The 24,976-nt window shown below is 70.0% G+C and carries 21 protein-coding genes, 2 tRNA genes, 1 other RNA gene and 1 pseudogene; 16 read left to right on the top strand and 9 right to left on the bottom strand.

The features are described from left to right. Positions 1–132 precede the first annotated feature (132 nt). From YWW_RS0109745 to YWW_RS0109730, 4 genes are all read right to left on the bottom strand, one after another. Positions 133–1,158 carry a trypsin-like serine peptidase gene (locus YWW_RS0109745; RefSeq protein WP_155830070.1) on the bottom strand — a complete coding sequence of 342 codons (1,026 nt, stop codon included), beginning with the start codon at positions 1,156–1,158 and terminating at the stop codon, positions 133–135. Positions 1,159–1,438: 280 nt separating this feature from the next. After that, positions 1,439–2,533 carry a glycoside hydrolase family 19 protein gene (locus YWW_RS37290; RefSeq protein WP_245595391.1) on the bottom strand — a complete coding sequence of 365 codons (1,095 nt, stop codon included), beginning with the start codon at positions 2,531–2,533 and terminating at the stop codon, positions 1,439–1,441. Positions 2,534–2,694: 161 nt separating this feature from the next. After that, positions 2,695–3,183, bottom strand: a complete 489-nt coding sequence (locus tag YWW_RS0109735; protein WP_051325603.1) for an NUDIX domain-containing protein — start codon at positions 3,181–3,183, stop codon at positions 2,695–2,697. A 90-nt stretch (positions 3,184–3,273) separates the two neighbouring features. Further along, positions 3,274–3,897: a TetR/AcrR family transcriptional regulator gene (locus YWW_RS0109730; RefSeq protein ID WP_026929974.1), complete on the bottom strand. Its 624-nt coding sequence runs from the start codon at positions 3,895–3,897 to the stop codon at positions 3,274–3,276. Between the two features lie 94 nt (positions 3,898–3,991). Here YWW_RS0109730 and YWW_RS0109725 point away from each other — a divergent pair, with 94 nt between their 5' ends. Then, complete coding sequence (locus tag YWW_RS0109725) at positions 3,992–6,202, top strand: MMPL family transporter (protein ID WP_026929973.1); 2,211 nt, start codon at positions 3,992–3,994, stop codon at positions 6,200–6,202. Positions 6,203–6,214: 12 nt separating this feature from the next. On the opposite strand, the gene YWW_RS0109720 is transcribed toward YWW_RS0109725, so the two are convergent. Next, positions 6,215–7,282, bottom strand: coding sequence for a UDP-N-acetylmuramate dehydrogenase (locus YWW_RS0109720; protein ID WP_281170990.1), 1,068 nt, complete (start codon positions 7,280–7,282; stop codon positions 6,215–6,217). Positions 7,283–7,330: 48 nt separating this feature from the next. Here YWW_RS0109720 and YWW_RS29410 point away from each other — a divergent pair, with 48 nt between their 5' ends. From YWW_RS29410 to cutA, 8 genes and pseudogenes are all read left to right on the top strand, one after another. Next, positions 7,331–8,074, top strand: a complete 744-nt coding sequence (locus YWW_RS29410) for a hypothetical protein (protein ID WP_051325602.1) — start codon at positions 7,331–7,333, stop codon at positions 8,072–8,074. Between the two features lie 264 nt (positions 8,075–8,338). Further along, positions 8,339–9,433 carry an ABC transporter ATP-binding protein gene (locus YWW_RS0109710; protein WP_026929971.1) on the top strand — a complete coding sequence of 365 codons (1,095 nt, stop codon included), beginning with the start codon at positions 8,339–8,341 and terminating at the stop codon, positions 9,431–9,433. A 126-nt stretch (positions 9,434–9,559) separates the two neighbouring features. Further along, positions 9,560–10,675, top strand: a complete 1,116-nt coding sequence (gene amrS, locus YWW_RS0109705; protein ID WP_342673572.1) for an AmmeMemoRadiSam system radical SAM enzyme — start codon at positions 9,560–9,562, stop codon at positions 10,673–10,675. A gap of 68 nt (positions 10,676–10,743) precedes the next feature. Then, the gene (gene amrB / locus YWW_RS0109700; protein WP_026929969.1) at positions 10,744–11,559 is read left to right on the top strand and encodes an AmmeMemoRadiSam system protein B; all 816 of its coding nucleotides are present in this window, start codon (positions 10,744–10,746) and stop codon (positions 11,557–11,559) included. Between the two features lie 114 nt (positions 11,560–11,673). Beyond that, the gene (gene lysS / locus YWW_RS0109695) at positions 11,674–13,128 is read left to right on the top strand and encodes a lysine--tRNA ligase (protein ID WP_155830094.1); all 1,455 of its coding nucleotides are present in this window, start codon (positions 11,674–11,676) and stop codon (positions 13,126–13,128) included. A 196-nt stretch (positions 13,129–13,324) separates the two neighbouring features. Then, the gene (locus YWW_RS0109690) at positions 13,325–13,675 is read left to right on the top strand and encodes a histone-like nucleoid-structuring protein Lsr2 (protein WP_026929967.1); all 351 of its coding nucleotides are present in this window, start codon (positions 13,325–13,327) and stop codon (positions 13,673–13,675) included. A gap of 663 nt (positions 13,676–14,338) precedes the next feature. After that, positions 14,339–16,849, top strand: a pseudogene (locus YWW_RS29405) (ATP-dependent Clp protease ATP-binding subunit); the annotation flags it as partial. A gap of 190 nt (positions 16,850–17,039) precedes the next feature. Beyond that, complete coding sequence (cutA, locus tag YWW_RS0109680) at positions 17,040–17,387, top strand: divalent-cation tolerance protein CutA (RefSeq protein WP_211228497.1); 348 nt, start codon at positions 17,040–17,042, stop codon at positions 17,385–17,387. Here the strand turns inward: cutA and YWW_RS0109675 are convergent. After that, positions 17,374–18,030 (bottom strand): HAD family hydrolase, encoded by a 657-nt coding sequence (locus YWW_RS0109675; protein ID WP_026929965.1) that lies wholly within the window; start codon positions 18,028–18,030, stop codon positions 17,374–17,376. The two genes, cutA and YWW_RS0109675, sit on opposite strands and share 14 nt — an antisense overlap. A 142-nt stretch (positions 18,031–18,172) precedes the next feature. On the opposite strand from YWW_RS0109675, the gene YWW_RS0109670 reads away from it, so the two are divergent. After that, positions 18,173–18,535, top strand: a complete 363-nt coding sequence (locus YWW_RS0109670; RefSeq protein ID WP_026929964.1) for a hypothetical protein — start codon at positions 18,173–18,175, stop codon at positions 18,533–18,535. Positions 18,536–18,715: 180 nt separating this feature from the next. Continuing rightward, positions 18,716–19,630 (top strand): alpha/beta fold hydrolase, encoded by a 915-nt coding sequence (locus YWW_RS0109665; RefSeq protein WP_026929963.1) that lies wholly within the window; start codon positions 18,716–18,718, stop codon positions 19,628–19,630. A 512-nt stretch (positions 19,631–20,142) separates the two neighbouring features. Here YWW_RS0109665 and YWW_RS0109660 read toward each other — a convergent pair. Continuing rightward, positions 20,143–20,232 (bottom strand) — tRNA-Ser (locus YWW_RS0109660). A 115-nt stretch (positions 20,233–20,347) separates the two neighbouring features. On the opposite strand from YWW_RS0109660, the gene ffs reads away from it, so the two are divergent. From ffs to YWW_RS33950, 5 genes are all read left to right on the top strand, one after another. Continuing rightward, positions 20,348–20,441, top strand: an RNA gene (gene ffs / locus YWW_RS34955) — signal recognition particle sRNA small type. Beyond that, positions 20,439–20,511, top strand: a tRNA-Thr gene (locus YWW_RS0109655). Before ffs ends, YWW_RS0109655 begins: the two co-directional genes overlap by 3 nt. Before the next feature lie 505 nt (positions 20,512–21,016). Beyond that, positions 21,017–21,394 carry a group I truncated hemoglobin gene (locus YWW_RS0109650; RefSeq protein ID WP_211228496.1) on the top strand — a complete coding sequence of 126 codons (378 nt, stop codon included), beginning with the start codon at positions 21,017–21,019 and terminating at the stop codon, positions 21,392–21,394. A 10-nt stretch (positions 21,395–21,404) separates the two neighbouring features. Beyond that, positions 21,405–22,517, top strand: a complete 1,113-nt coding sequence (locus YWW_RS29400; RefSeq protein ID WP_051325600.1) for a globin domain-containing protein — start codon at positions 21,405–21,407, stop codon at positions 22,515–22,517. A gap of 8 nt (positions 22,518–22,525) precedes the next feature. Beyond that, positions 22,526–23,131, top strand: coding sequence for a DivIVA domain-containing protein (locus YWW_RS33950; protein WP_051325599.1), 606 nt, complete (start codon positions 22,526–22,528; stop codon positions 23,129–23,131). Here the strand turns inward: YWW_RS33950 and YWW_RS0109635 are convergent. Beyond that, the gene (locus YWW_RS0109635; RefSeq protein WP_026929961.1) at positions 23,118–24,281 is read right to left on the bottom strand and encodes a sensor histidine kinase; all 1,164 of its coding nucleotides are present in this window, start codon (positions 24,279–24,281) and stop codon (positions 23,118–23,120) included. The genes YWW_RS33950 and YWW_RS0109635 overlap by 14 nt on opposite strands. Next, positions 24,278–24,934, bottom strand: a complete 657-nt coding sequence (locus tag YWW_RS0109630) for a response regulator transcription factor (protein ID WP_026929960.1) — start codon at positions 24,932–24,934, stop codon at positions 24,278–24,280. The genes YWW_RS0109635 and YWW_RS0109630 overlap by 4 nt, the downstream gene beginning before the upstream one ends. Positions 24,935–24,976: the final 42 nt, after the last annotated feature.

Here is a 24,976-nt window from a genome sequence, read left to right as displayed (position 1 = left end):
GTTCAGCGCTGAGGTTCGGTCGTCGATTCGCGACGGCGGCCCCGCGACGAGAGGCACGGCTCGGACTCGCATGGCCTCCTCCCTGTCCCCCTGCGGACAGGGGCGGCGTCACCGCCGCCCCTTGGAGGCGGCTTACAGCGACTCCATCTCCATGTAGATGTTCCAGACCGCGTCATCGAAGTACGGACTGCGGTTCCACTTCCCATCGTTCGTCAGCGACGAGGTCACCCCGTTCGCCTTTCCGAGTCCGGGGCCGGGGGCCGAATAGTCCTTCAGCCACGGCCCGCCGCTGGCGCCTTTGCCGAAGCCGCATTCGAGCTCGACGCGATCGTCCCCTTCGGAGACCGGCCCCCAGCAATGCTGCTGGACCTCGCCGTTGTCGAGGTTCGACGGGTAGCCGATGACGTGCAGATCGAGGTCGTAGCCCTGGCCGGTGGCGAAGCCGTGCCCGCCGGTCATCTGCGTGAGCCTCTGGCCGATCGCGTTGGGCTCGACCAGGAACATGCCGACGTCCCTCGTGCGGTCCCCGCCCGAGTACCAGGTGTCGAAGACCAGCTGCGAGGAGAAGATGCCGTTCCACCGTTCACGCGGCTCGTCGCCCTCGTCGTAGCCCGGCACATACACGACGTTGACCGACCAGCCGGCCTCGGTCCCGCCGCCGTCGTGCAGGCAGTGCCCGGCGGTCAGGACCAGGCTCTGGTTGGTGCTGGCAATCGAGGATGCCGAGCAGTTCCAGGGCTCGCCGCTCTGGTCGTCGTAGAACAGGCGCCCCGTGGCGTAGGAGAATGCGGGCTGCTTCGCGCCGGGTTCCGCTTCGGGTGCGGTCGGTTCGACGCTTCTGGCGGGACCGAGGTCGAGCTCGGTCCCCGTGTCGGTGCCGACCGTCGCCTCGTCGACGTCGGCGGGCCTCGACGCGGCCATGCGCTCGGCCGTCCAATGCGCGTCGAGGTCGGTCTGCAGCCCCGTCGGGACGCTGCTCGGTCTCCTCGCGTCCACCGTGCTGTCGTCGGGGGCCTGCGGTGAGGCGGATACGGCCCCCGGGACGAAGAACAGGGTCGCGACGATCGCCGCGAGCACTGCCGCGGTCAGCTCAGCTGATCGATGAGTTCGACTGAGATGCTTCAAGAGTCCTCCATGGATCTCGGATGATTCGTCCATTGAGGTATGAGATTTGCATAGGATCACTATTCGTGAATGGTGATCGGGTATTTGCGTCCGGCGAATCGTTCGGAGGCGGCCCCAGGTGTGCCGCGGCCGCTTCAAGTCGAAGTCCGCGGGGGCCCCGGTGCGGCACCGGAGCGTCGCTTCAGCGGGTTCGCCCCATGTCGAAGGCCGCAAGCGCCCGAATCCGTCGCCCCGGACAGGCCACGGCCCGCGGGCGCCTCAGGGTGGCGCCCGCGGGCCGTGGAATCGGGAACCGCGAAAGGTCGGAGGTGCGCTAGCAGTAGAGGTTGCCGCCGGGCTGCACGCCCAGCAGCGAGGTGAACTGCTGGTACTTCGTGACGCGGCTCTGCACCTGGGCGGGGTTGCCGCCGTCGCATTCGATCGCGCCGTTGATGGAGCGGATCGACTCGCCGAAGCCCGCGCCGGTGGTCATGGCGGTGTGGCCGCTCATGGTGCCCGGGCCGCTCTGGGTGTTCCAGTACCACAGGGCGGCCTGCCAGGCGACCGTCGGGTTCTGCTCGACCAGCCACGGGTTGGTGAGCAGCGGCAGCCCGAGGGCGTCGCCCGCGGCGTTGTAGTTGAAGTTCCAGCTCAGCTGGATCGGGCCGCGGCCGTAGTAGGCGTCCGTCCCGGCCGGGCACCCGTACGGCTGGCTGGTGTCGCAGTAGTGGCCGTAGTTGCCGGTGTTCTGCTCGACGATGTGCACCAGTCCGCCGGTCTCGTGGCTGACGTTCGCGAGGAAGGCGGCGGCCTCCTGCCGGCTGACGGTGTCGCCGCCGGTGTCGGCGAAGCCCGGGTAGGACGCGGTGGCCTCGACCAGGCCCTGGTAGGTGTAGAAGGAGTTCCGGTTCGGGAACATCTGGTTGAACTGGGTCTCGGAGACGACGAAGCCCGACGGGTCGGGCGGGTCGGTCGGTCCGTCGTCGCAGCTGGTGGGGTCCCAGAACCAGGTGCTGATGGTCGGGTCGTATCCGGGGTTGGCGTGCACGGCGACGTAGTAGTTGCCGTCGCTGTAGAGGACGACGTCGCCGACTTGGTAGTCGGCTCCTGCGGACCAGACGGTGAACGCGCAGCCGTCGCCGGGCGGGTCGCCGGGGTCGCCGCCAGAGCCGCAGGGCTCCTGGTCGCGCCAGACGCCCCATTCGCCGGTGGTGCCCGGGGTCTCGCCCTGGGTCCACCACTGGGCGGTCCAGTTGTAGCCGTTGTGGGAGACGACGGCGCCGCCGGTGTAGGCCGTGGTCGCGTTCCATGCCGAAGCGCAGGCGGCCTGGGCGTTGGCTTGAGCGGCGGGGATCGCGAACGCCAGCGCGGCGGCGGCGAGGAAGGCGCCGATGATCGCCAGGGTTCTCTTGCGTTGTCGCAGAAGCACGGGCTTCACCTCTAATCTTTAACAAAGCTTATTTATAGATAAATTTAATATCCTCTCTACGTCCGCGCAAGACTCGGAGGCAAAATGGATGCCCTTGGGGTGAATGAGGCGGAAACGCTCCGCTGAGGATCGGATCCGGCGAAGCCGGAGCCGCGGCCCGCTCAGGCCGAGCGGTGCGACGGCTGGTAGGCGGTCCTCCCCGTTCGCCGCGCCCGCAGCGCCAGATCGACGCGGCCCGGGTTGACCTCGGCCGACAGCACCGCCGCCCGCTCGGGCTGGAAGAAGCCGAACTCGTCGAGCTCATCCGCTTGCAGCCGAATGCGACCGGGGTCGTCGATGACGCCGCCGTCGAACAGGTAGAACGTCAACGGCGCGGACACGAACTCGTGCATCGGAACCCAGTCGAGCACCAGCAGCTCGCCGGGCGGCACGTCCAGCCCGATCTCCTCTTTGGTCTCCCGCGCGCACGCCTCGTGGGGTGACTCTCCCTTGTCGACGAGGCCGCCGACGAACGCCCAGTCGTCGCGGTAGTTCGGCTTCACCAGCAGCACCTTGCCTTCGGGGTCGGTGAAGAACGCGCACGCCACGGTGTAGGAGACCGCGATGCCGTCGATCAGCGACTGCGGCGGCGGGGGACCGGTATGAGCCATGCGGCGAATCCTATCCGGCGGTGCCGCACCGGCTCTGCGGCGCGAATCCGGCGAGGTCGGCGCGGCCGCTCCGGCGCCGCTCTCGGCTCCTCAGTCCTCGCCGATGATCGGGGCGATGTAGGCGCGCAGGGCGCGTTTGGTCTCGGCGCTCACCCGCGGGAGCTCGTCCTCCTCGGCCGCCATGATCATCGGCAGCACCCCCCTGAAGAGGTGGACCGCCATCTCCGCGGTGAGCCCCCGCTCCTCGGCCGTCAGCCCCGGCGCCCGCGCCTCCAGGATCCGGTCGATCCGCTCGAGCATCAGCTTCTGGGCCGGCCGCTTCGCCCCCGCCAGCTCGGGGGAGACGTGCGGATCGGACAGCAGCACGTAGAAACCCGGGTTCGCGCGGTCGAAGGCGATCAGCGGGTCGAGCATCCGGTCGAGCATCTCGTCCAAGGGCAGCTTCGACACCTCGATGTCGAAGGCCTCCCCGTGGGCCTCCCGCAGCCGCTCGACATAGCGGGCCACCAGCGCCTCGGCGATCGCCTCCTTGTTCCTGAAGAACTGGTACAGCGTCCCCGGCGAAGCCCCGGCCCGGGCGGCGATCGCGTTCGTGCTCGCGCCCTTGAAGCCCTCCTCCGCGAAGACCTCCGCGGCGGCGTCCAGCAGCTCGGCGATCCGCTTCTCGCCCCTGGCCTGCCGCTTCCGGGGCGTCTTCGGCGTGTCGTCGGTCACGAAGCGTCCTTTGCTCTAGAAAACACGAGCAAACGCTCGTATTTTAAATACGAGCATTTACTCGTATTCAGTTTACGTCGGTCGGGAGACCCTCATGACCTCCACCACCGCCCCGCATCCTAAGCCCAGTCCGGTCGATGAGCCGCCGAGCTCGGCGCTGCACCGGTTCGGCCGGGCCGTCGTCCGCCGCAGGCGCCCGCTGCTCGCCGCCGCGGCCCTCCTCTTCGTCGTCGGCGGCCTGATCGGCTCCGGCACCATGGGCGCGCTGGTCCTGTCGCGCTACGAGGTGCCCGGCTCCGAGTCCATCGTCACCGGCGACGAGCTCGACGAGCGCTTCGCGGTCGGCAACGCCAACTTCCTGCTGCTGGTCACCGCCGACGACGGCCGGGTCGACTCGGCGGCCTCCGCCGAGGCCGGCGCGGCGCTCGCCGCCGAGCTGGCCGCCCACGGGCGCGTCGCCTCGGTCGACTCCTACTGGGACGGCCGGTCCCCGACGCTGGTCAGCGAGGACGGCTCCCAGGCGCTCATCCTCGCCCACATCCCCGGCGATGTCACCGACGTGCGCGAGAACGTCCTGCCCGGCCTCAAAGACGACTTCGCGGGCGAGCACGGCGCGGTCGAGGTCGGCGTCGGCGGCTCGGACGAGCTGTTCCGCGAGGTCGCCGAACTGGCCCGCGGGGACTTCCTGGTGGCCGAGGCCATCATCATCCCCAGCCTGCTGCTGCTTTTGATCGTCCTCTACCGCAGGCCCGTCGCCGCGCTGCTGACCATGGGCGTCGGACTGTTCTCCCTGGTCGCCTCGCTGGCGCTCATGCGCGGCGTGGCCGCCCTCGTCGAGGTCTCGACCTTCGCGGCCAACCTCGTCCTCGTCATGAGCGTGGGCCTGGCCGTCGACTACTGCCTGTTCATCATCAACCGCTACCGCGAGCAGATCACCGCCGGAGCCGAGCGCGCCGAGGCCGTGGCCGCGACCGTCGCCACCGCCGGGCGGACGGTCCTGTTCAGCGCCCTCACCGTCGCCGCCGGCCTCTCGGTGCTGCTGGCCATGCCGTTCCCGTTCCTGCGCTCCTTCGCCTACGCCGGCCTCCTCGTCCCGCTCACCGCCGTCGTCGGCGCCGTGGTCCTCCTCCCGGCCGCGCTCGCCGCCTGGGGCCACCGGGTGGAGCTGCGCCGCCGCCCGTCCCGGCCGCTGGAGCGGGGACGCTGGTACCGCCTCACCGCCGCCGTCATGCGCCGCCCGCTCGCCTGGGGCGCCGCCGCGCTCGCGCTGGTGCTGCTGCTGGCCTCGCCGTTCCTCGGCGTCCGCTTCGGCGTCCCCGACGAGCGCTCGCTGCCGGAGAGCGCCGACAGCCGCGCCGTCACCGACCAGATCACCGCGAACTTCGCCGCCGAGGCCACCGACGCGATGCGCGTCCTCGCCCACGCCCCCGAGGAGGCGGCACTGGCCGCCTACGCCGCCGAGCTGTCCGAGGTGCCCGGCATCGCCCAGGTCGACTCGGCCGCGGGCCGCTTCGTCGACGGCGAGCGGACCTCGCCAGCCGCGGAGGGGCGCTTCGCCGTCGCCGAGAACGGCGACACCTGGCTGGAGGCGGTGCCCACCGGCGAGGCCATGCGCGACGACCCCTACGGGATGGTCGTCGACCTCCGGGCCGTCGAGGCGCCGTTCGACACCGCCGTCTCGGGCTACCCGGCCGACCTGGCCGACTTCCGCGACGCCCTGCTCGACCGGCTCCCGCTCGTGCTCGCCTTGATCGTGCTGGTCACCTTCGTGATCCTGTTCCTCATGACCGGCAGCGTCATCGCGCCGCTCAAGGCCACCGTCCTCAATGCGCTGTCGCTGTCGGTGATGTTCGGCGCTCTGGTGTGGATCTTCCAGGAGGGGAACCTCTCAGGGCTCCTCGGATTCACTCCGCAGGGCTCCTTCGAGCCGAGCATCCCCATCCTCATGTTCTGCGTCGCCTACGGGCTGTCCATGGACTACGAGGTCTTCATGCTCTCGCGCATCAAAGAGGAGTACGACCGCACCGGCGACAACGCCCGCTCGATCGCGATCGGACTCCAGCGCAGCGCGCCGCTGGTGACCGCCGCGGCGCTGGTGCTGGCGTTCTCCTTCGCCGTCTACGCCACCGGCCAGGTCGTCCTGCTGCAGATGCTCGGCGTCGGCATGGCCCTGGCCGTGGTCGTCGACGCCACCGTCATCCGCGGCGTGCTCCTGCCGTCCCTCATGCGGCTCACCGGCCGGTGGAACTGGTGGGCGCCCGCCCCGCTGCGCAGGCTCCACGCCCGCATCGGCGTCAGCGACTGAGACCCGAGGGCCTCAATCGAGTGAGGCGCCGACCAGGACCGGCTCGGGGCGCAGTCTGACGCCGAACTTCGCCTCGACGCCGTCGGCCACCTCCCGCGCCAGCGCGAGCAGCTCGGCGGCCGTCGCCCCGCCCCGGTTGGTCAGCGCGAGCGTGTGCTTCGTCGACAGGCCGACGCGGCCCCGCCGGTGGCCCTTGTCGAAGCCCGCCGCGCCGATGAGCCACGCCGCCGAGACCTTCACCTCGCCCTCGCCGACCGGCCAATGCGGAGCGTCCTTGCCCAGGGCCGCGGTGAGGGCGTGGAACGCTCCTCGGTCGAGCACCGGGTTGGTGAAGAACGAGCCCGCGCTCCACGTGTCGTGGTCGCCCTCGTCGAGCACCATGCCCTTGCCGCGCCGCAGCTCGAGGACGACCTCCCTGGCCCGCTTCAGCGGCACCCGCTCGCCGACCTCGACGCCCAGGCGCTTCGCCGCCTCGGCGTACGCGATCGGCCGCGACAGCCCGCCCGGTTCGAGCCGGAAGTCGACGCTCATCACGAAGTAGCGGCTTTCGCGCTTGAAGACGCTGTGCCGGTAGGCGAAGCCGCACTCGGACGGCGACCAGTCGCGGATCCGGTCGGCCTCGCGGTCCCACACCCGCACCGCCGCGATCGTCTGCGACACCTCCTGGCCGTAGGCGCCGACGTTCTGGATCGGGGTCGCCCCCGCCGAGCCGGGGATGCCGCCGAGGCACTCGACGCCGGAGCGGCCGTGGTCGACGGCCCAGGCCGTGAACTCGTCCCACACCTGCCCGGCCTGGACGCGCACCACGTCGTCGTCGAGCGGCTCGATCCCGGCGCCGCGCAGCAGGACCACCGTCCCGTCGAAGCCGTCGTCGCCGATGACGACGTTGCTGCCGCCGGCGAGCACCAGCGTCGGGCCCTCGGCCTCGCGCAGCGCCTCGACGGCCTCCTCGGAGCTCGACGCCTCCACCAGGCGCCGCGCCGGGCCGCCGAGCCGCAGCGTCGTGAATGGCGCGAGCATCGCGCCGCGATCGCGGCCTGTCGCGGTATGCTCGCTTCCGTGTGGGCTGGCGTCAGTCACGCCGCAAAGCCTAAGCTGTTCATGGGCTACAACGATCGGCGGTCACCCATGGCGAAGCCACGGAACACGGACTACCTGACCGAGCTGAAGCACGAGGCCGGCGCGCTGCGGGAGATCGCCGACCGCGAAGCGCCCGGCCGTCTCGTCCCCTCCCGCCCCGACGTCACCATCGCCGATCTGCCGGCCGAGCTCGTGCGCCTCTACGGTTGGGCCGTCGACGCCCTCGCGTCCGGCGCCGTCGAGGAGGGCGTCCCCGAGCCGCCGCCCGCGCGCCCGGCCGAGGCCGAGACGCTCGCCGCCTTCGACGCATCGCTCGACCGCCTCCTCCGCGCGTTCGAATCCCACCCGGCCGACTCGCCGGTGTGGACGTGGGCGCCCGTGCCGTGGAACGCCGAGTTCTGGCAGCGGCGCGCCGCCGTCGCCACCGCCCTGGCCCGCTGGGACGCGCAGATGGCCGTCGGCTCCACCGCGCCGCTGCCCACCGCGCTCGCCGCCGATGCGATCTCGGAGGTGTTCGAGGCGTTCGTCCCGGTCGGGATCAGGCGCGGACCGCACGCCGAGCCCGGCGGGCTCGTGCAGCTGTTCGCCCAGGACGCCGACGCGACGTGGTTCGTGCGGCTGCGCGACGGCCTGGTGTCGCTGCTCGACGACCCCGAGCCGCGCACGGCCCTCCAGGCGCGCGCGGCGGGCTCGGCCTCGGACATCGCGCTCGCCCTGTGGGGGCGGCTGCCGTTCGGCATCTGCGACGTCGCCGGCGAGGAGGCCCTGCTTCAGTCGCTGCGCGTCCGGTGACGGCGCGTCGCGTCCGATGACGCGCAGTGACGCGGGTAACGGTTCCGCAAACTTTCCTTTGGAAATCGGACAAACGTTCGCCGCCGACTTGGCAAAGGCATTCAGATGCCGTTAGGCTCACCACACGCTCCGCGGCGGCGACGTCTGCGGCGCGCAGGTCGCAGTGCGGGGCCGCGCTTCAGCGAGGTCCTTCCTACGGCTTGTACAAGCACGCCTTTTACAACGGATCGTCTGGCACGTGCCTGCCAGTGAAAGGACCTCATCATGGCCACAGTGACCTACTCGGATGCCACGCGCATCTACCCGGGTTCCGATGTACCCGCCGTCGACCGGCTCAACCTCGAGATCCAGGACGGCGAATTCCTCGTCCTCGTCGGACCCTCCGGTTGCGGCAAGTCGACGTCGCTCCGGATGCTCGCCGGTCTCGAGGAGATCGACGAAGGCTCGGTGTTCATCAACGAGACCGACGTCTCCAACCTCCCGCCGAAGTCCCGCGACATCGCGATGGTCTTCCAGAACTACGCGCTCTACCCGCACATGTCCGTCTTCGACAACATGGCGTTCGCCCTCAAGCTGCGCCGCATGCCGAAGGCCGACATCAAGCAGCGCGTGGAGGAAGCCGCGAAGCTCCTCGACCTGACCGACTACCTCAACCGCAAGCCCAAGGCCCTGTCCGGCGGCCAGCGCCAGCGCGTCGCCATGGGCCGCGCCATCGTGCGCGAGCCGCAGGTGTTCCTCATGGACGAGCCGCTGTCGAACCTCGACGCCAAGCTGCGCGTCCAGACCCGTTCGCAGATCGCCTCGCTCCAGAAGCGCCTGGGCATCACCACCGTCTACGTCACGCACGACCAGATCGAGGCCATGACGATGGGTCACCGCATCGCGGTGATGAAGGACGGCGTCCTCCAGCAGTGCGACACGCCGCGAGTGCTCTACGAGACCCCCGGCAACGTCTTCGTCGCGGGCTTCATCGGCTCGCCGGCGATGAACATCAAGACCGTCAAGCTCACCGAGGGCGGCGCCCTGTTCGGCGACGTCACGCTTCCGCTCTCCCGCGAGGTCCGCGACGCCGCCACCGCCGACAACGGCAGCCAGGAAGTCACCATCGGCATCCGGCCCGAGCACTGCAAGCTCGGCACCGAGTCCTCCGGCGGCATCCCGATCGAGGTCGACCTCGTCGAGGAGCTCGGCTCGGAGGCCTACGTCTACGGCCACGCCACCTACAACGGCGGCAGCGAGCGCTTCGTCGTCCGCGCCGAGTCGAAGGACGTGCCGCGCCTGGCCGAGACGGTCCACGTGGTCCCCGAGCCGGGCCACGAGCACGTGTTCCACGCGAGCACGGGCAAGCGCCTGAACTGACGACATTCGATTCCGACCGCGCGGCGCCCGCTCCGGGCGCCGCGCGGTCGCCGTTTCGGCGCCTCGACGCGGGCGCTACCGTTGGGGTATGGCCCGCATCACCCCGATTGCGGCGGCCCGGTCGTGATCGCCGCCAGGCCCCGCGTGGACGGCGCCGACGAGTTCACCGTCGGCACCGCCCACCACCGCGCGCTCGACGACGGCCGCATCGAGTGCACCGTGTGCCCCCGCGCGTGCCGCCTGCGCGACGGCCAGCGGGGGCTGTGCTTCGTGCGGGCCCGCGCGGGCGATCAGATCGTCCTGACCTCCTACGGGCGCTCCTCGGGGTTCTGCGTCGACCCGATCGAGAAGAAGCCGCTCAACCACTTCCTGCCGGGCACGCCGGTCCTGTCGTTCGGGACGGCCGGGTGCAACCTGGGGTGCCGCTTCTGCCAGAACTGGGACATCTCCAAGTCCCGCGAGATCGACACGCTCGCCTCCGCGGCCGGGCCCGAGACGCTCGCGGCCGAGGCGAAACGCCTCGGATGCAAGTCGATCGCGTTCACCTACAACGACCCGACGATCTTCCTCGAGTACGCCGCCGACTGCGCCGACGCCGCCCGAGCGGCCGGGCTCAAGGCCGTGGCGGTCTCGGCCGGGTACATCAACGCCGAGCCGCGCGCCGAGCTGTACGCCCACATGGACGCCGCGAACATCGACCTCAAGGCCTTCACCGAGGACTTCTACAAGAAGATCGCGTTCGCCTCACTGGGGACGGTCCTGGAGACGCTCGAATACCTCGTGCACGAGACCGAGGTGTGGACCGAGATCACGACGCTGCTCATCCCCGGCCACAACGACTCGGACGCCGAGATCGCCGCCGAGTGCGCGTGGATCGCCGAGCACCTCGGCCCGGACGTCCCGCTGCACTTCACGGCGTTCCACCCCGACTTCAAGATGCGCGACGTGCCGCCCACCCCGCCCGCCACCCTCAGGCGCGCCCGCGCGAGGGCCCTCGCCGAAGGGCTGCGCTACGTCTACACCGGCAACGTCCACGACACGGCGAACCAGACGACCTACTGCCCCGGCTGTGGCGAAGCTCTCGTGATCCGCGATTGGTACCGGATTGACCGTTATGCGTTGTCAAATTCCGGACAATGCTCATTCTGCGGCGTGAACATTCCCGGTGTCTACGAGGGAAAGGCCGGAGACTGGGGTCCGAGGCGGCAACCGATCCGCCTCACCGCATCGTCCCATAAGTAACACAGCCCAGCTGGTGGCCCGGTACAGCACAGCAGGAACCATAACCCGAGAGACGCGAGAACATGCCCTTGACGACATCAGACACCGTCAGGCCGCCGGCCGTCGCCGGACGGTTCTACTCCGCCGACCCCGACCGCCTCCGCGCCGAGACCGCCCGTCTCGTCGACGCGGTCGACGTCCCGAGCGGCGAGCCGCTCGCGCGCGCCTACATCGTGCCCCACGCCGGACACCGCTTCTCCGGACGCGTGGCCGCCGAGGTGTACGCGCGCCTGGCCCGCCACCGCGACCGCATCGAGCGCGTGGTCCTCGTCGGCCCCTCCCACCACCACCCGCTGCGCGGGCACGCCGCCGCCCCCTACACGGCCTGGGAGACGCCGCTCGGGCTCATCGAGGCCGCGCCCACGGGGGTCGTCGGCTCCTCGCGGCTCCCGCACACCGAGGAGCACTCCCTGGAAGTGCAGCTGCCGTTCCTCCAGGTCGCCCTCGGCGAGGGCTTCACCGTCACGCCCGTGGCCGTCGGCATGAGCCAGACGCCCGACACCGCGCGCGTCATCGCCTCGCTCCTGGCCGAGGCCGGGGAGGGCGCCGTCCTGCTGTGCTCGACCGACCTGTCGCACTACCACGACCTGGAGACCGCCCGCCGCATCGACGGGGGCACCGCCGAGGCCATCCGAGGCCTGCGTCCCCGCGAGATCTCCACCACCCACGCCTGCGGCGTGTTCGCCCTGCGCGGCACCGTCGCCTGGGCCGACGCGACCGGGCGGCGCCCGCGCCAGCTCGCGCTCGGCACCTCCGCCGACACCACCGGCCACACCGACCGCGTCGTCGGCTACCCGGCGTTCGCCGTGGAGGCGCCGCCCGTGGAGACGCCGGACGGTCTGTGATCCGCCGGGGGTGCGGCGAAACTCGCATGCCGTGCCCCGGAAGCGGCGTTTACCCTGTAAGACGTGACCGAGCACGAGCAGCCCACAGAGACCGGCGACGACCTTCCCGAGCAGATGAGGATCAGGCGCGAGAAGCGCGCCGCCCTCCTGTCCGAGGGCAAGCAGCCGTACGCGCTCGGCTATTCGCGCACGCACACCCTCGCCGAGCTGCGCGAACGCTTCGCGGGCCTGGAGGCCGGCGAGTCCTCCGGCACCACCGTCGCCACCGTCGGCCGCGTCATCTTCGTGCGCACCGCCGGGAAGCTGTGCTTCGCGCGCCTGCGCGACGGCGACGGCACCGAGTTCCAGGTGATGCTCTCCCAGGCCAAGGTCGGGGCCGAGGCCCTCGCCGACTTCAAGCGCCTGGTCGACATCGGCGACCACCTCGGCGTCACCGGCGAGGTCGTCACCTCCAAGCGCGGCGAGCTGTCGGTCATGGCCGACTCCTTCACGATCACCGCCAAGGCCCTCAGGCCGCTGCCGGTGGCCCACAAGCCGCTCGCCGAGGAGACCCGCGTCCGCCAGCGCTACGTCGACCTCATCATGCGCCCCGAGGCCCGCGACACCGCGCGCCGCCGGGCCGCGGTCATCCGCTCCATTCGCGAGCGACTCCACGACGGCGACTTCGTCGAAGTCGAGACGCCGATGATGCAGGTCCAGCCCGGCGGGGCCACCGCCCGGCCGTTCGTCACGCATATGAATGCGTACGACATCGATCTGTACATGCGCATCGCGCCCGAGTTGTATTTGAAACGGTGCGTGGTCGGCGGCATCGACCGCGTATTCGAGATCAACCGGAACTTCCGCAACGAGGGCGCCGATTCCTCGCATTCTCCCGAGTTCGCGATGCTCGAGGTGTATCAGGCCTACGCCGACTACCGCGTGATCGGCGAACTGACCAAAACGCTCATTCAAGGCGCCGCCGAGTCCGTCTTCGGCTCCCATACCGTCGAACTCGCCGACGGCTCGAGCTACGACCTGGGCGGCGATTGGGCCGAGATCACCCTCTTCGGCTCCCTTTCCGACGCACTCGGCGAAGAAGTGACCGTCGACACGTCGATGGAGACGCTGCGGGCTTACGCCGACAAAGTCGAGCTCGGAGTCGACCCCGTGTGGGGACCGGGGAAACTCGCCGAGGAATTGTTCGAGCACCTCGTCGTCCCGGAGCTTCGGGCGCCGACGTTCGTGTACGACTACCCCGAGGAGACCTCGCCGCTCACCCGCGGTCACCGGTCCCTGCCCGGGCTGACCGAGAAATGGGACCTGTACGTCCGCGGATTCGAACTCGCCACCGGCTATTCGGAGCTGGTCGACCCGGTCGTCCAGCGTGAACGCCTCGAAGCGCAGGCCAGGCTGGCCGCGAAAGGCGACGACGAGGCCATGGGCGTCGACGAGGACTTCCTGCGGGCGATGGAATACGGAATGCCGCCCACCGGCGGCATGGGCATGGGAATCGACCGGCTGCTTATGGCGCTCACCGGACTCGGTATCCGAGAGACGATCCTCTTCCCGCTGGTGAAACCGGAATAAAGAATTGGACCGCGCCGCCGCACCGGATGGAGCGGTCCCTTTCACGGCCTCGCGGCCTTATTCGCCTCGAAGACGAGACCGCCTGATCTTTCTCCGAGACCCTCTTTCGCATCTCTAAGGGACTCGTATATGCTCTTGCATTGACAACGGTTTGCCGGTAAGCGTCCAGTCGCTAGCTCATCGAGAGGAATTTGCCATGGCGAAGAAGACACAGGTCATCCTGATCGACGATATCGACGGCGGCAAGGCTGAGGAGACCGTCAAATTCGCCATCGACGGGCAGGCCTACGAGATCGACCTTTCCCCTGCGCACGCCAATGAACTCCGCCAATCCCTGGCGAAATTCCAGGAGGCCGGCACCAAGCTCGGCCGCTACACTGTCGGCGCCGTGCGCGGACCGGCCCGGGGCACCTCGGTGCGCCGCCCCGCCGGCGACCGCGAGCAGAACAAGGCGATCCGCGAGTGGGCCGAGCGCAACGGCAAGAAGGTGTCCCCGCGCGGCCGCATTCCCCAGAGCATCGTCGAGGAATACAACGCGTCGCGCTAAAGGCGACCACGATCGGCCGAACGCCCGCCTCCGCTCACGGACGCGGGCGTTTCGCGCGTCCAGGCCCCGGGTCGGGGGTGCCCGGTGGACCAGACCGGGCGGTACCCGGCCCATTTGTCCCGCCCGTCGCCCACCACCACCCGAACCGGACGCCGCTTTGCGGCGGCTGGTCGTGTGCCCGTCGCCCACCACCACCCGACATCGTGCTCGCTGCGCTCGCCCTGTAAGGAAGGCTGCGTTGTCGGGTACCCAGATATAAACACCGATATCTGGGTACCCTTCCGCCCACGTGGCGAAGCTTGCGAGCCATAACTTGGCACTGCGAGCGAACAAACGGACTCGGATACCGCCTCGCCCTGGTCCACCAGGCACCCCCAGCCGAAACGGTGGTCTTTCACCTCCCTGTCACAGGCGCGAGGCACCATTGGATCGGTGGAACCGGCAGAAGGAGGCGGCATTGCGCTCACAGCGAACGTTTTCTCGATGGGAATGGGCCAGGGGGCACGCTTGTTGTCACCCACGTGGCGCCCGTGGTCCGCAGACTCGGGAGATAAGGTGTACCCACAGGGTTTTGCAAGCCACGACCAGTATTGACGACAAGTAGCGGCGCCACCGCGGCGAAGCTCGCGAGCCGTAACTTTGCAGTGCGAGGAGCAGAAGCGCATGTTTGAACGGTTTACCGACCGTGCTCGACGCGTGGTCGTCCTGGCCCAAGAAGAGGCCAGGATGCTCAACCACAACTACATCGGCACGGAACACATCCTGCTCGGCCTCATCCACGAGGGCGAAGGCGTGGCGGCGAAGGCCCTGGAGAGTCTGGGCATCTCCCTCGAAGGCGTCCGTCAGCAGGTCGAGGAGATCATAGGCCAGGGTCAGCAGGCCCCCGCCGGGCACATCCCCTTCACCCCCCGGGCGAAGAAGGTGCTCGAGCTGAGCCTGCGCGAGGCGCTCCAGCTCGGCCACAACTACATTGGAACCGAACACATCCTGCTCGGCCTCATCCGCGAGGGTGAGGGCGTGGCCGCGCAGGTGCTCATCAAGCTCGGCGCCGACCTCAACCGGGTCCGCCAGCAGGTGCTGCAGCTGCTGTCCGGCTACCAGGGCAAGGAGCCGGCCGGCGCCACCACCGGCGCCACGACCTCCGAGTCGCAGCAGTCCGGTTCGCTCGTGTTGGATCAGTTCGGCCGCAATCTGACCCAGGCCGCCCGGGACGGCAAGCTCGACCCGGTCATCGGCCGTCAGCGCGAGATCGAGCGCGTCATGCAGGTCTTGAGCCGCCGCACCAAGAACAACCCGGTGCTCATCGGCGAGCCCGGCGTCGGCAAGACCGCCGCCGTCGAAGGCCTGGCGCAGGCGATCACCAAGGGCGAGGTCCCCGAGACGCTCAAGGAGAAGCAGCTCTACACGCTGGACCTGGGCGCCCTGGTCGCGGGCTCGCGCTACCGCGGTGACTTCGAGGAGCGCCTGAAGAAGGTCCTCAAGGAGATCAAGACCCGCGGCGACATCATCCTGTTCATCGACGAGATCCACACGCTCGTCGGCGCAGGCGCCGCCGAGGGCGCGATCGACGCCGCCTCGATCCTCAAGCCGATGCTCGCTCGCGGCGAGCTCCAGACGATCGGCGCCACCACGCTCGACGAGTACCGCAAGTACCTGGAGAAGGACGCCGCGCTCGAGCGCCGCTTCCAGCCGATCCAGGTCGCCGAGCCGAGCCTGTCGCACACCATCGAGATCCTCAAGGGCCTCAGGGACCGCTACGAGGCGCACCACCGAGTCTCCATCACCGACGGCGCCCTGGTGCAGGCCGCGACGCTCGCGGACCGGTACATCTCGGACCGCTTCCTGCCGGACAAGGCGATCGACCTGATCGACGAGGCCGGGGCCCGGATGCGGATCCGCCGCATGACCGCGCCGCCGGACCTGCGCGAGATCGACGAGGAGATCGCCGAGACCCGCCGCGACAAGGAGTCCGCGATCGACGCGCAGGACTTCGAGGCCGCCGCGCGCCTGCGGGACGCCGAGAAGCGCCTGCACGAGAAGCGCACCAAGCGCGAGCAGGAATGGAAGGCCGGCGACCTCGACCAGGTCACCGAGGTCGACGAGGAGATGATCTCCGAGGTCCTCGCGAACTGGACCGGCATCCCGGTGTACAAGCTCACCGAGGAGGAGACCAGCCGCCTGCTCCGCATGGAGGACGAGCTGCACAAGCGGATCATCGGCCAGATCGACGCCGTCAAGGCCGTCTCGCAGGCGATCCGCCGCACCCGCGCCGGGCTCAAGGACCCGAAGCGCCCGTCCGGCTCGTTCATCTTCGCCGGCCCCTCGGGCGTCGGCAAGACCGAGCTGGCCAAGGCGCTCGCGGAGTTCCTGTTCGGCTCCGAGGACGCGCTCATCCAGCTCGACATGTCCGAGTTCCACGACCGCTACACGGTCTCGCGCCTGGTCGGCGCGCCTCCCGGCTACGTCGGCTACGACGAGGGCGGGCAGCTCACCGAGAAGGTCCGCAGGAAGCCGTTCAGCGTGGTCCTGTTCGACGAGATCGAGAAGGCCCACCCGGACGTGTTCAACACGCTCCTGCAGATCCTCGAGGACGGGCGCCTGACCGACGGCCAGGGCCGGATCGTCGACTTCAAGAACACGGTGCTCATCCTGACCACGAACCTCGGTTCGCGGGACGTCGGCAAGGCCGTCACGCTGGGCTTCCAGTCCGGCGACGAGGCCGAGAACGACTACGAGCGGATGAAGGAGAAGGTCTCCGACGAGCTGAAGAACCACTTCAGGCCGGAGTTCCTCAACCGCATCGACGACACCATCGTGTTCCCGAAGCTGTCCGAGCCCGAGATCGTCGAGATCGTCGATCTCATGGTCAAGCGCATCGAGGACCAGCTCGCGAACCGCGACATGGCGCTCGAGCTCACCTCGAACGCCAAGCTGTACCTCGGGCACAAGGGCTACGACCCGGTGCTGGGCGCCCGGCCGCTGCGCCGCACGATCCAGCGCGAGATCGAGGACACGCTCTCGGAGAAGATCCTGTTCAACGAGTTCGTGGCCGGGCAGATCGTCATCGTCGACGTCGAGGGCGACCCGAAGGACATCGAGAACGCGCACCTGACGTTCCGCGGGGCCGACAAGCCCGCCGGGATCCCGGACACGCCTCCGGCCGCGCTGGCCGGCGAGCGCGCCCCGAAGAGCCCCGGCGCCGGAACCGGCACGATGCCGCCGAAGAGCCCGGGAGCCGGGCCGAGGGGCGGCATGGCCGGCGAGGGCGGCGCTTAGCCGCGGCGAGGGCGACGAACGAACAAACCGACAATGACGGGGCGGGACCGAGAACGGTTCCGCCCCGCCGCATTCGAGAGGGGGAGTCGTGGACCAGCAGGCACCGGATCCCGAACCGATCTGCGAGCTCGTGGTGACCGGCCCGCGCACCAGCCTGATGCAGCAGATGGTCGAGACGCTCGTCGCCGAGCGCCTCGTCGCGTGCGGGCAGCGCTCCGACTGGGTCCAGTCGACCTACCGCTGGGACGGCGAGCTCGAACACCAGCCCGAGGAACGCGTCCGCTTCCACACGCGGGCCTCGCTGGTGCCGACGATCGTCGACCGGGTCGGTGAACTGCACCCCTACGAGGTGCCGTGCGTCATCGCGCTGCCGGTGATGGCCGCCAACCCCGCCTACCACCAGTGGGTGATCACCGAGACGGCTAGAGCTCGGTGACGACGAGCGAGGCGCCCGCCGCCGCCATCGGCTCGGCCTTGCCGGGCCGGTTGGCGTAGCCGATCGTGGTGACGCCCACCGCCCGGCCGGCCTCGATGTCGGTGACCGAGTCGCCGATGAAGCAGGCCCGGGCCGGGTCGGTGCCGGTGGAGGACAGCGCCCGGATCAGCAGGTACGGGTCGGGCTTCATGCGCCGCGGGCGGCCGTAGGGCCTGGCCACGACGAGCGAGATGTGGGCGTCCAGGCCGGTCCGCCGCAGGTGCTCGGCGATGGCCCGCGGGCAGTTGTTGCTGACGATCCCGACGGTCTTCCCGTCGCGGCGGGCGGCCTCGATCAGGTCCGGTGTGCCCGGTGTGGGGGTCGCCGTGTCGATGGCGCGGAGCTCGGCGCGGCACAGGAACTCGTCGATCCGGTCGACCGTGTGCTTCGGCAGGGCCTCGGCCGCGGCGCGGAGGACCCGCATCGGGTCCGTCTCGCCCCCCAGCTCGGCGGCCAGACGCGGGGAGAACCCGCGGACGCGCTCGACCAGTTCGGCGGCGACGGTCGGCGCAGGGTAACCGGCGAAGACACTGCACACCGGCCCGTCGAAATCGAGCAGGAGCAGGGATTTGTCCGCTAGGACTGCTTGGCGGTCGAGTCTCATCCAACATCCCGGGGGTAGTCGGACCCCATGATACGCAGACGGACTCGCCGCCCGCGCGCTCCCGCCGCGCCGTTCGAAGGCGCTGCCGGCCGGCCCCGTCGGTTACCGTGGTCGGGAATCCTCGACGAACGGAGCAAGTTCCATGGCACGACGTGCACTCGCGGCGCTCGCCCTGGGCGCGGCCCTCGCGCTCACCGCCTGCGGCGAAGAGCTGCCCCTCGACGAGGCGCCCAGCGCGCCCTCCTTCGACGAATCCCTGGAGGAGCTCGTCCCCGACCTCCCCACCGAGCTGCCCACCGACGTCGCCTCCGAGGTCATGGAGATCGCGCCCGACGTCGACCCGACGGAACTGCTCGGCAAGCTCGAGGAGGCCTGCCGGCAGATCGAGGAGGGCAAGGAGGAGGAGACCCTCGCCCGCGACATCGCCGAGCTCTTCGGCGTCGAGGAGGCCGACGGCGCCACGCTCGCCGAGACCATCGAGCCGCACTGCGGCACGATCGGCTAGGCCCCGAACACCGAGGAAGCCTCCCGGCGGACCCGCCTCAGAGCGGATCCGCCGGGAGGCTTCCTTTTGTCCCCCATGCGAGCTACGGGGAAGTGTCCACCGAATGGGGATGATGCCGGGCCGCCTGCTCAATAGTCTCGATTGCAATAAGACGGACATTCTCGTGATGGAGGAGAAAGCATGAACCGCAAGAGGATCGGGAAGACGGCGGCCACCGTGGCGGGTTGCGTGCTGGCCGGTGCGGCGCTCGTCGGCTGCGGCAGCTCGGAAGTGGACGACGCGGTCGAGGAGTTCGAGTCGGAGATGGACAGCGCGGCCGACGAGGTCGCGGGCGCGCTGCTCACCGGCACCGAGACGTTCACCATCGGCGACCACACCGTGAACATCTCGTGCTCCGGCGACCCCGAGGCCGACGGCCCGACCGTCCTCCTCCTGCACGGCGGTGGCGACGACCTGACCGCGATGGCCGACTTCCAGGAGGCGATCAGCGCCGACAGCCGGGCGTGCTCCTACGACCGCCTCGGCGCGGGCGCGAGCGACCGGCCCGACGGCCCGCAGGACTACGCGGCCGTCGGTGAGACGCTGAACGGCGTCATCGACACGATCGGCGGCGGCGAGCCCGTCGTCCTCGTCGGCCACTCGATGGGCGGGCTGATCGCCGGCAGGTACGCCCCCGACCACCAGGACAAGGTCGCCGGTCTGGTGCTGCTGGACGCCACCTCGCCGACCGCGGTCGGCGACATGGAGGAGCGGATCCCCGAGGACGCGACCGGCCCTTCGGCCGAGCTGCGGGCCGGGACGCTGGCGGTCTTCGCGGGCGAGAACCACGAGCAACTGGTCTTCACCGACGGCGAGGTGGAGTCGGCGGGCGACATCCCGGTGCGGGTGATCCAGCACGGGGTGCAGTACCTCGCCGAAGCGTCCCCCGAGTACGGAGCGGGCCTGGAGGAGGACTGGACCGCGGGCCAGAACGCCTGGCTGGCCCTCTCCAGCGACAGCCGCCTGGACACCGCCGAAGGCAGCGGGCACTACATCTACGTCGACGCGCCCGATGTCGCCCTGGAGGCCGTCCAGGACGTCGTCTCCCGCGCCTGAGGCCGAATCCCCGCCGCACATCTCCGCCCGGCCGGTCCGACACGGACCGAGCCGGGCGGCGGCGTCTCCGGCCGGGCGGTCGGAAGGAGTCCCGCGGGGGCATGTGAGCGGGGCCGCCCAGTCGCCGGTCCAGCGGATCGTCCCGGCCGATGAACCCGGCCTCCATCAGTTCGCAACCCTGGATTTCAGGGTCCCGTCAGGTGGTTCCGGGCCCCAAACGAAACACAGCCTTCCCCGCTGCGCGGGGAGTACATATGTTCAAGCTTGAACGTGACAACCGCCTTCGGTTGACCTCCGCAGTGCGGAGGGGTCGGCCAGACCCGACACCCGGAACCACGACCAGATCATGCTCAGTGAGCCCGGTCTCTACTGATGAGGTCAAAGTGGACTGCATCCCCCGTGCGCCTCCAACAGAGGACAACAACGGCAAGGATCGGACGCGTGCAGCAAAAAGCCGACCAGCTCGTGAGAACCGATCGGCTGATGTTTTCGCAGGTAAACCGCGTATATCCTGGCGGAGGATAGGGGATTCGAACCCCTGAGGGCTTTAACACCCAACCCGCTTTCCAAGCGAGCGCACTAGGCCACTATGCGAATCCTCCGCCGGGAAGCTTACCCGATGCCGCAGTGGGCCACCCACAGGGTGAGCGGCGGTGACGTTCGCGACTCGGGTCCCGCGCCCGCCTTGGGGACACCGGCTCGGTGAGGTAGGCTATGGCCGTCCCTCATGCGGCGTCATCTTGTGAACCTCCCCAGGGCCGGAAGGCAGCAAGGATAAGCGAGCTCTGGCGGGTGCGTGAGGGACCCCGCCGCCTTAGCTCAGTCGGCAGAGCGTGTTACTCGTAATAACAAGGTCGTCGGTTCGATTCCGACAGGCGGCTCGTTCAGGCCCTGGTGACAGGGCCTTTTTTCATGCCCGCGAGCGGTACGGGCCGGGCGGGGGCCGGCGCCGCGGTGCCGCCCGCGGCGACCGGCCGTGTCGCCGCCCTCCCGGCTCGTTCGCTGTGTCGCCCCGCGCGGGGGAGGGGCGAGTCCGGGCGGCCGGACACGGACGAGGCCGCGGCGGCCGGGCCCGCGCCGGTCGGCCGCGTTGCTCGCGGCCGCCGGGAAGCCCTCCGGTGCGGCTGCGGTTTCGGGGTCAGTGTCCGGTGTGTGTCCGGTACCGCCTGGGCGCTCCGCAGTCGCCCTCCTATGGCCTCATGGGCCACATTCGATGGTTTCAATTGCGGATTCGCAAAGATCCATTTGGCACAGTGTCGTCATTTCCTCACCTTGTGCTATATCCGGGATGAACACGTAAAAACATGAGTAACACTATGGACTTGGCTTGGCGGGGTGAGTAACATCTGGCCTCGGATGAGACATCCCATTCGAGGAAAGGACACCATGAATACCGCAGATGCACCAGCGATGTCGGCATACGACCGAATCGGCGGAGCGCCCGCCGTCACCGAGGCCGTCGACCGCTTCTACCGCAGGCTCCTCGCCGACGACGAACTGTCCGACTTCTTCACCGGCACCGACCTCCCCCAGCTCAAGCGCCACCAGGTGGCCCTGATCTCCCAGGTCCTCGACGGCCCCAAGGCCTACGCCGGCCGCGAGCTCGCCGAGGCCCACCGCGGCATGGACATCAGCCCCGGCCAGTACAAGGCCGTCGGCATGCACCTCACCGCCGTCCTCGAGGAACTCGAGGTCCCCCGCGACATCATCGAGTCGGTCGAGCAGGTCCTCGCCTCGGTCGCCCCGGACATCATCGAAGCCTGACGCCGATCGCATGATCAACGCCGACAGGCTGAAGAAGAACTGGAGCCTGGTCGCCTCCCACGGCGAGCAGGTCCCTCTGTACTTCTACTCCACACTGTTCCTCACCCACCCCGAGGTGCGCGACATGTTCCCGATGAACATGGCCTCGCAGCGAGACAAGCTCGTGGCCGCGCTGGGAACCGTGATCAGCAACGTCGACACCATCGAGCGGGTCGTCCCCCACCTCCAGCAGCTCGGCCGCGACCACCGCAAATTCGGCGCGCTCCGCGACCACTACCCGGCCGTCGGCCAGGCCCTGCTGGCCACGCTCGAGCACTTCAGCGGTCCGCACTGGACCCCCGCCATCGCCTCCGACTGGTCCGCGGCCTACGACCTGGTCGCCCAGACCATGGCCGACGCCGCCGACGAGGCCGCGCACCGCGCCCCCGCCTGGTGGGACGCCGAGGTCGTCGCGCACGACCGGCGCGACCTCGACACCGCCGTGATCACCATCGCCACCTCCCCCCGGCTCGACTACCTCCCCGGGCAGTCGGTCACCCTCTGCACGAACTGGCGGCCCAGGGTCTGGCGCTACTACACGCCCGCGAACGCCCCCAGAGCCGACGGCACCATCGACCTCCACGTCCGCGCCGTCGACGGCGGGCAGGTGTCCACGGCACTGGTCACCCTCGTCCAGCCCGGCGACGCCATCCGGGTGGGCCCGGCCGTCGGCACCGGCCTGGTCATGCGCCGCGAGGCCGCGCCGCGCCCGATCGTCATGCTCGCCGGAGGCACCGGCCTGGCCCCCATGAAGGCCCTCGTCGAGCAGGTCGCCGCCGCACCGCGGCCGGTCGCCCTCTACTGGGGCTCGCGCGCCGCGAGCGGCCTGTACGACCTGGACGGGATGCGGTCCATGGCGGCCGAGTACGACTGGCTCGACTTCGCGCCGTGCGCCGACGAGGACCTCTTCGGCCGCGGCGTCCCCTCCGGCTCCCCAGCGGAGCTCGCCCTTGCCCACCGGCGCTGCACCGGCGCCGAAATCTACCTGTGCGGACCGACCGGCATGGTGGAGGCGAGCCACAAGCTGCTCGTCGACTCCGGCGTCCCGGCCGGTGCGATCCACTACGAGTCCTTGGGCGAGTGAGAGGACATATGACGATGTACAGCTACCGCTCGTCCGGCGCGAAAGTGACCGCCGGACAGGTCAACAAGGCCAGGTTCCCGATGACGAGCCTGACGCGCCGCGGCTACCAGCCCGACGAGGTCCACCGCTTCCTGGCGAAGGTCGCCGACGAGCTGGCCAGCCGCGACCAGCGGGAGGCCGCCCTCCAGGCCGACGCCGACAAGCTCCGCGAGGCGCTGCGCTCGTGGCAGTCGCAGCAGAGCGACAAGCGGCTCCAGCAGACGGTCCAGACGCCGACGACGAACGCGGTCATGCTGGTCGCCAGGGCCCAGCAGCAGGCCGAGAGCTACGTCGACCAGGCCCAGCACTACTCGAGGCAGATCATCGGGCAGGCGCGGGCGCAGGCCGCCGAGCTCATGCGCCGCACCCAGGAGAAGGCCCAGGTCGAGGCCGACCGGGCGGTCGCCGAGTACCGCGACCAGAACCGGGGCGAGGGCGACAGCGAAGCCGAGGAGCGCATCAGGCAGCTGGTCAAGGCCCGCAGCTTCCTCGAGGCGGTCGAGGTCGCCGAGGAGCAGCTGCGGATGACCCGCCAGCGCCTCGAGGCCGAGGTCGCCAAGCTCATGCCGAACTGACCGGCGTCTCGGCCGCGGGCAGCGTGACGGTGACGGTCAGGCCGCCGCCCTCGCGCGGCGCCGCGTCGGCCTCGCCGCCGTGCGCTCTGGCCACCGCCCGCACGATCGACAGGCCCAGTCCCGCGCCGGGCGTGTTCGCGAGGCGCTCGGCCCCGAGCCGCCGGAACGGCTCGAACAGGGCCGCCACCTCGTAGGCGGGCACCGCCGGGCCGGTGTTGGACACCTCCAGCACCGCCGCCCCGCCTCGCGCGCCGGTCCGCACCCGCACCCGGCCGCCGTCCACGTTGTAGCGCACCGCGTTCTCGACGAGGTTGTGCACCAGCCGCTCCAGCAGCACCGGGTCGCCCGTCACCGGGGCCTCGGCGGCCTCGACGGCGATCTCGCGGCCCTCGGCCGGGGTCTGGGCGGCGACGTGCTCGGCGAGGTCGGCCAGGTCGACATAGGACCGCTCGGTGAGTTCGCGGTCCGAGCGCGTCAGCAGCAGGAGCCCTTCGATGAGCCGCTCGTGGCGTCCGTTGATCTCCAGCAGCGTCTCGCCGAGCTGCCGCACCTCCGGTGAGGCGTTCGGCCGGTGCAGGGCGACTTCGAGGAGCGCCCTGGTGAGCGTCAAAGGCGTGCGCAGCTCGTGGGAGGCGTTCGCGATGAACCGCCGCTGCCCGTCGAAGGAGTGGTCGAGCCGCTCGAGCATGACGTTGAAGGTCTCGGCGAGCTCCCCGAGCTCGTCGCGGGGCCCGTCGAGCTTGATGCGCTCGTGCAGGCCGCGGTCCGCGGCCGGGGCCTCGGCGATCCGCCCGGCGGTGTCGGTGATGCGCTGGAGCGGTTGCAGCATGCGCCCGGCCACCAGGTAGCCGATCGCGATGGCGATGGCGCCGACCAGGAACAGCGCGAGCCCGCCCTGGGTGAGGATCGCCGAGAGCGCCTCGTCCCAGGTGACGTCGACGACGCCTTGGAGGTGCGACCACTCCTCCTCGGCGCCCGGTGGCGGGTTCTGCTCCGTGTGGACCGCGTCGCTGACGACCTGCCCCTCGTCGGGGAACTGCCCTTCGACCAGCAGGTAGGTCAGGCCCAGCAGCACCAGCCCGGCGAGCAGGAACAGCCCGCCGTAGACGAGCGTCAGGCGGGCGCGGAGGGTCAGGCGGGGCCGTCTCATCGGATGCGGTACCCCACTCCCGGCTCGGTCAGCACCACCGGCGGCTCGCCGAGTTTGCGCCGCAGTTTCAGGATCGCCATCCGCACCGCGTGCGTGAACGGGTCGACGTGCTCGTCCCAGGCCTTCTCGAGCAGCTGCTCGGCCGAGACCGGTGCGCCGTCGGCGCGCATGAGCTCGGCGAGCACGGCGAACTCCTTGCGCGACAGCGGCACGTACCTGCCGTCGCGGAAGACCTGGTGGTGGTGCGTGTCGAGTCGGATCCCGGCGCGCTCGAGGACCGGCGGCGCGGCGGGCCGGGCCCGGCGGCCGAGGGCGGCGACGCGGGCGGCGAGCTCGCGGAACGCGAACGGTTTCGGCAGGTAGTCGTCGGCGCCGAGCGCGAGCCCGGCGACCCGGTCGTCGATGTCGGCCGCCGCGGTGAGCATGAGCACGCGCGTCTCGCCCGCTTCGTCGCCGATCGCCCGGCACACCTGGTCGCCGTGCACCACCGGCAGGTCCCGGTCGAGCACGACCACGTCGTAGTCGTTGACGCCGACGCGCTCGAGCGCCTCGCCGCCGTCCAGGGCCACGTCGACGGCGTGCGCTTCGCCGCGCAGCCATTCGGCCACCGCCTCGGCCAGCAGCGGCTCGTCCTCCACAACCAGGATTCGCATGCCACCATCCTGGCCGACGCGGTGTTTCCTTCGCGTCACCGT

The organism is Glycomyces tenuis DSM 44171 (genome assembly GCF_000427885.1).
Classification (GTDB): domain Bacteria; phylum Actinomycetota; class Actinomycetes; order Mycobacteriales; family Micromonosporaceae; genus Glycomyces; species Glycomyces tenuis.
Note: the sequence above shows the minus strand (reverse complement) of the source record. Positions and strands in the feature narration are given on the sequence as shown.

Bases quoted from the DNA above. Each gene is read 5' to 3' on its own strand.
- YWW_RS0109735 (WP_051325603.1), bottom strand. From the start codon at position 3,183: ATGGCTCATACCGGTCCCCCGCCGCCGCAGTCGCTGATCGACGGCATC.
- lysS (WP_155830094.1), top strand. From the start codon at position 11,674: ATGAGGATCAGGCGCGAGAAGCGCGCCGCCCTCCTGTCCGAGGGCAAG.
- YWW_RS0109670 (WP_026929964.1), top strand. From the start codon at position 18,173: ATGGCACGACGTGCACTCGCGGCGCTCGCCCTGGGCGCGGCCCTCGCG.
- YWW_RS0109635 (WP_026929961.1), bottom strand. From the start codon at position 24,281: ATGAGACGGCCCCGCCTGACCCTCCGCGCCCGCCTGACGCTCGTCTAC.
- YWW_RS0109630 (WP_026929960.1), bottom strand. From the start codon at position 24,934: ATGCGAATCCTGGTTGTGGAGGACGAGCCGCTGCTGGCCGAGGCGGTG.
- YWW_RS33950 (WP_051325599.1), top strand. From the start codon at position 22,526: ATGACGATGTACAGCTACCGCTCGTCCGGCGCGAAAGTGACCGCCGGA.
- YWW_RS0109665 (WP_026929963.1), top strand. From the start codon at position 18,716: ATGAACCGCAAGAGGATCGGGAAGACGGCGGCCACCGTGGCGGGTTGC.
- YWW_RS0109650 (WP_211228496.1), top strand. From the start codon at position 21,017: ATGAATACCGCAGATGCACCAGCGATGTCGGCATACGACCGAATCGGC.
- YWW_RS0109745 (WP_155830070.1), bottom strand. From the start codon at position 1,158: ATGGACGAATCATCCGAGATCCATGGAGGACTCTTGAAGCATCTCAGT.
- YWW_RS29400 (WP_051325600.1), top strand. From the start codon at position 21,405: ATGATCAACGCCGACAGGCTGAAGAAGAACTGGAGCCTGGTCGCCTCC.
- YWW_RS0109710 (WP_026929971.1), top strand. From the start codon at position 8,339: ATGGCCACAGTGACCTACTCGGATGCCACGCGCATCTACCCGGGTTCC.
- YWW_RS0109690 (WP_026929967.1), top strand. From the start codon at position 13,325: ATGGCGAAGAAGACACAGGTCATCCTGATCGACGATATCGACGGCGGC.
- YWW_RS29410 (WP_051325602.1), top strand. From the start codon at position 7,331: ATGGCGAAGCCACGGAACACGGACTACCTGACCGAGCTGAAGCACGAG.
- YWW_RS0109675 (WP_026929965.1), bottom strand. From the start codon at position 18,030: ATGAGACTCGACCGCCAAGCAGTCCTAGCGGACAAATCCCTGCTCCTG.
- YWW_RS0109725 (WP_026929973.1), top strand. From the start codon at position 3,992: ATGACCTCCACCACCGCCCCGCATCCTAAGCCCAGTCCGGTCGATGAG.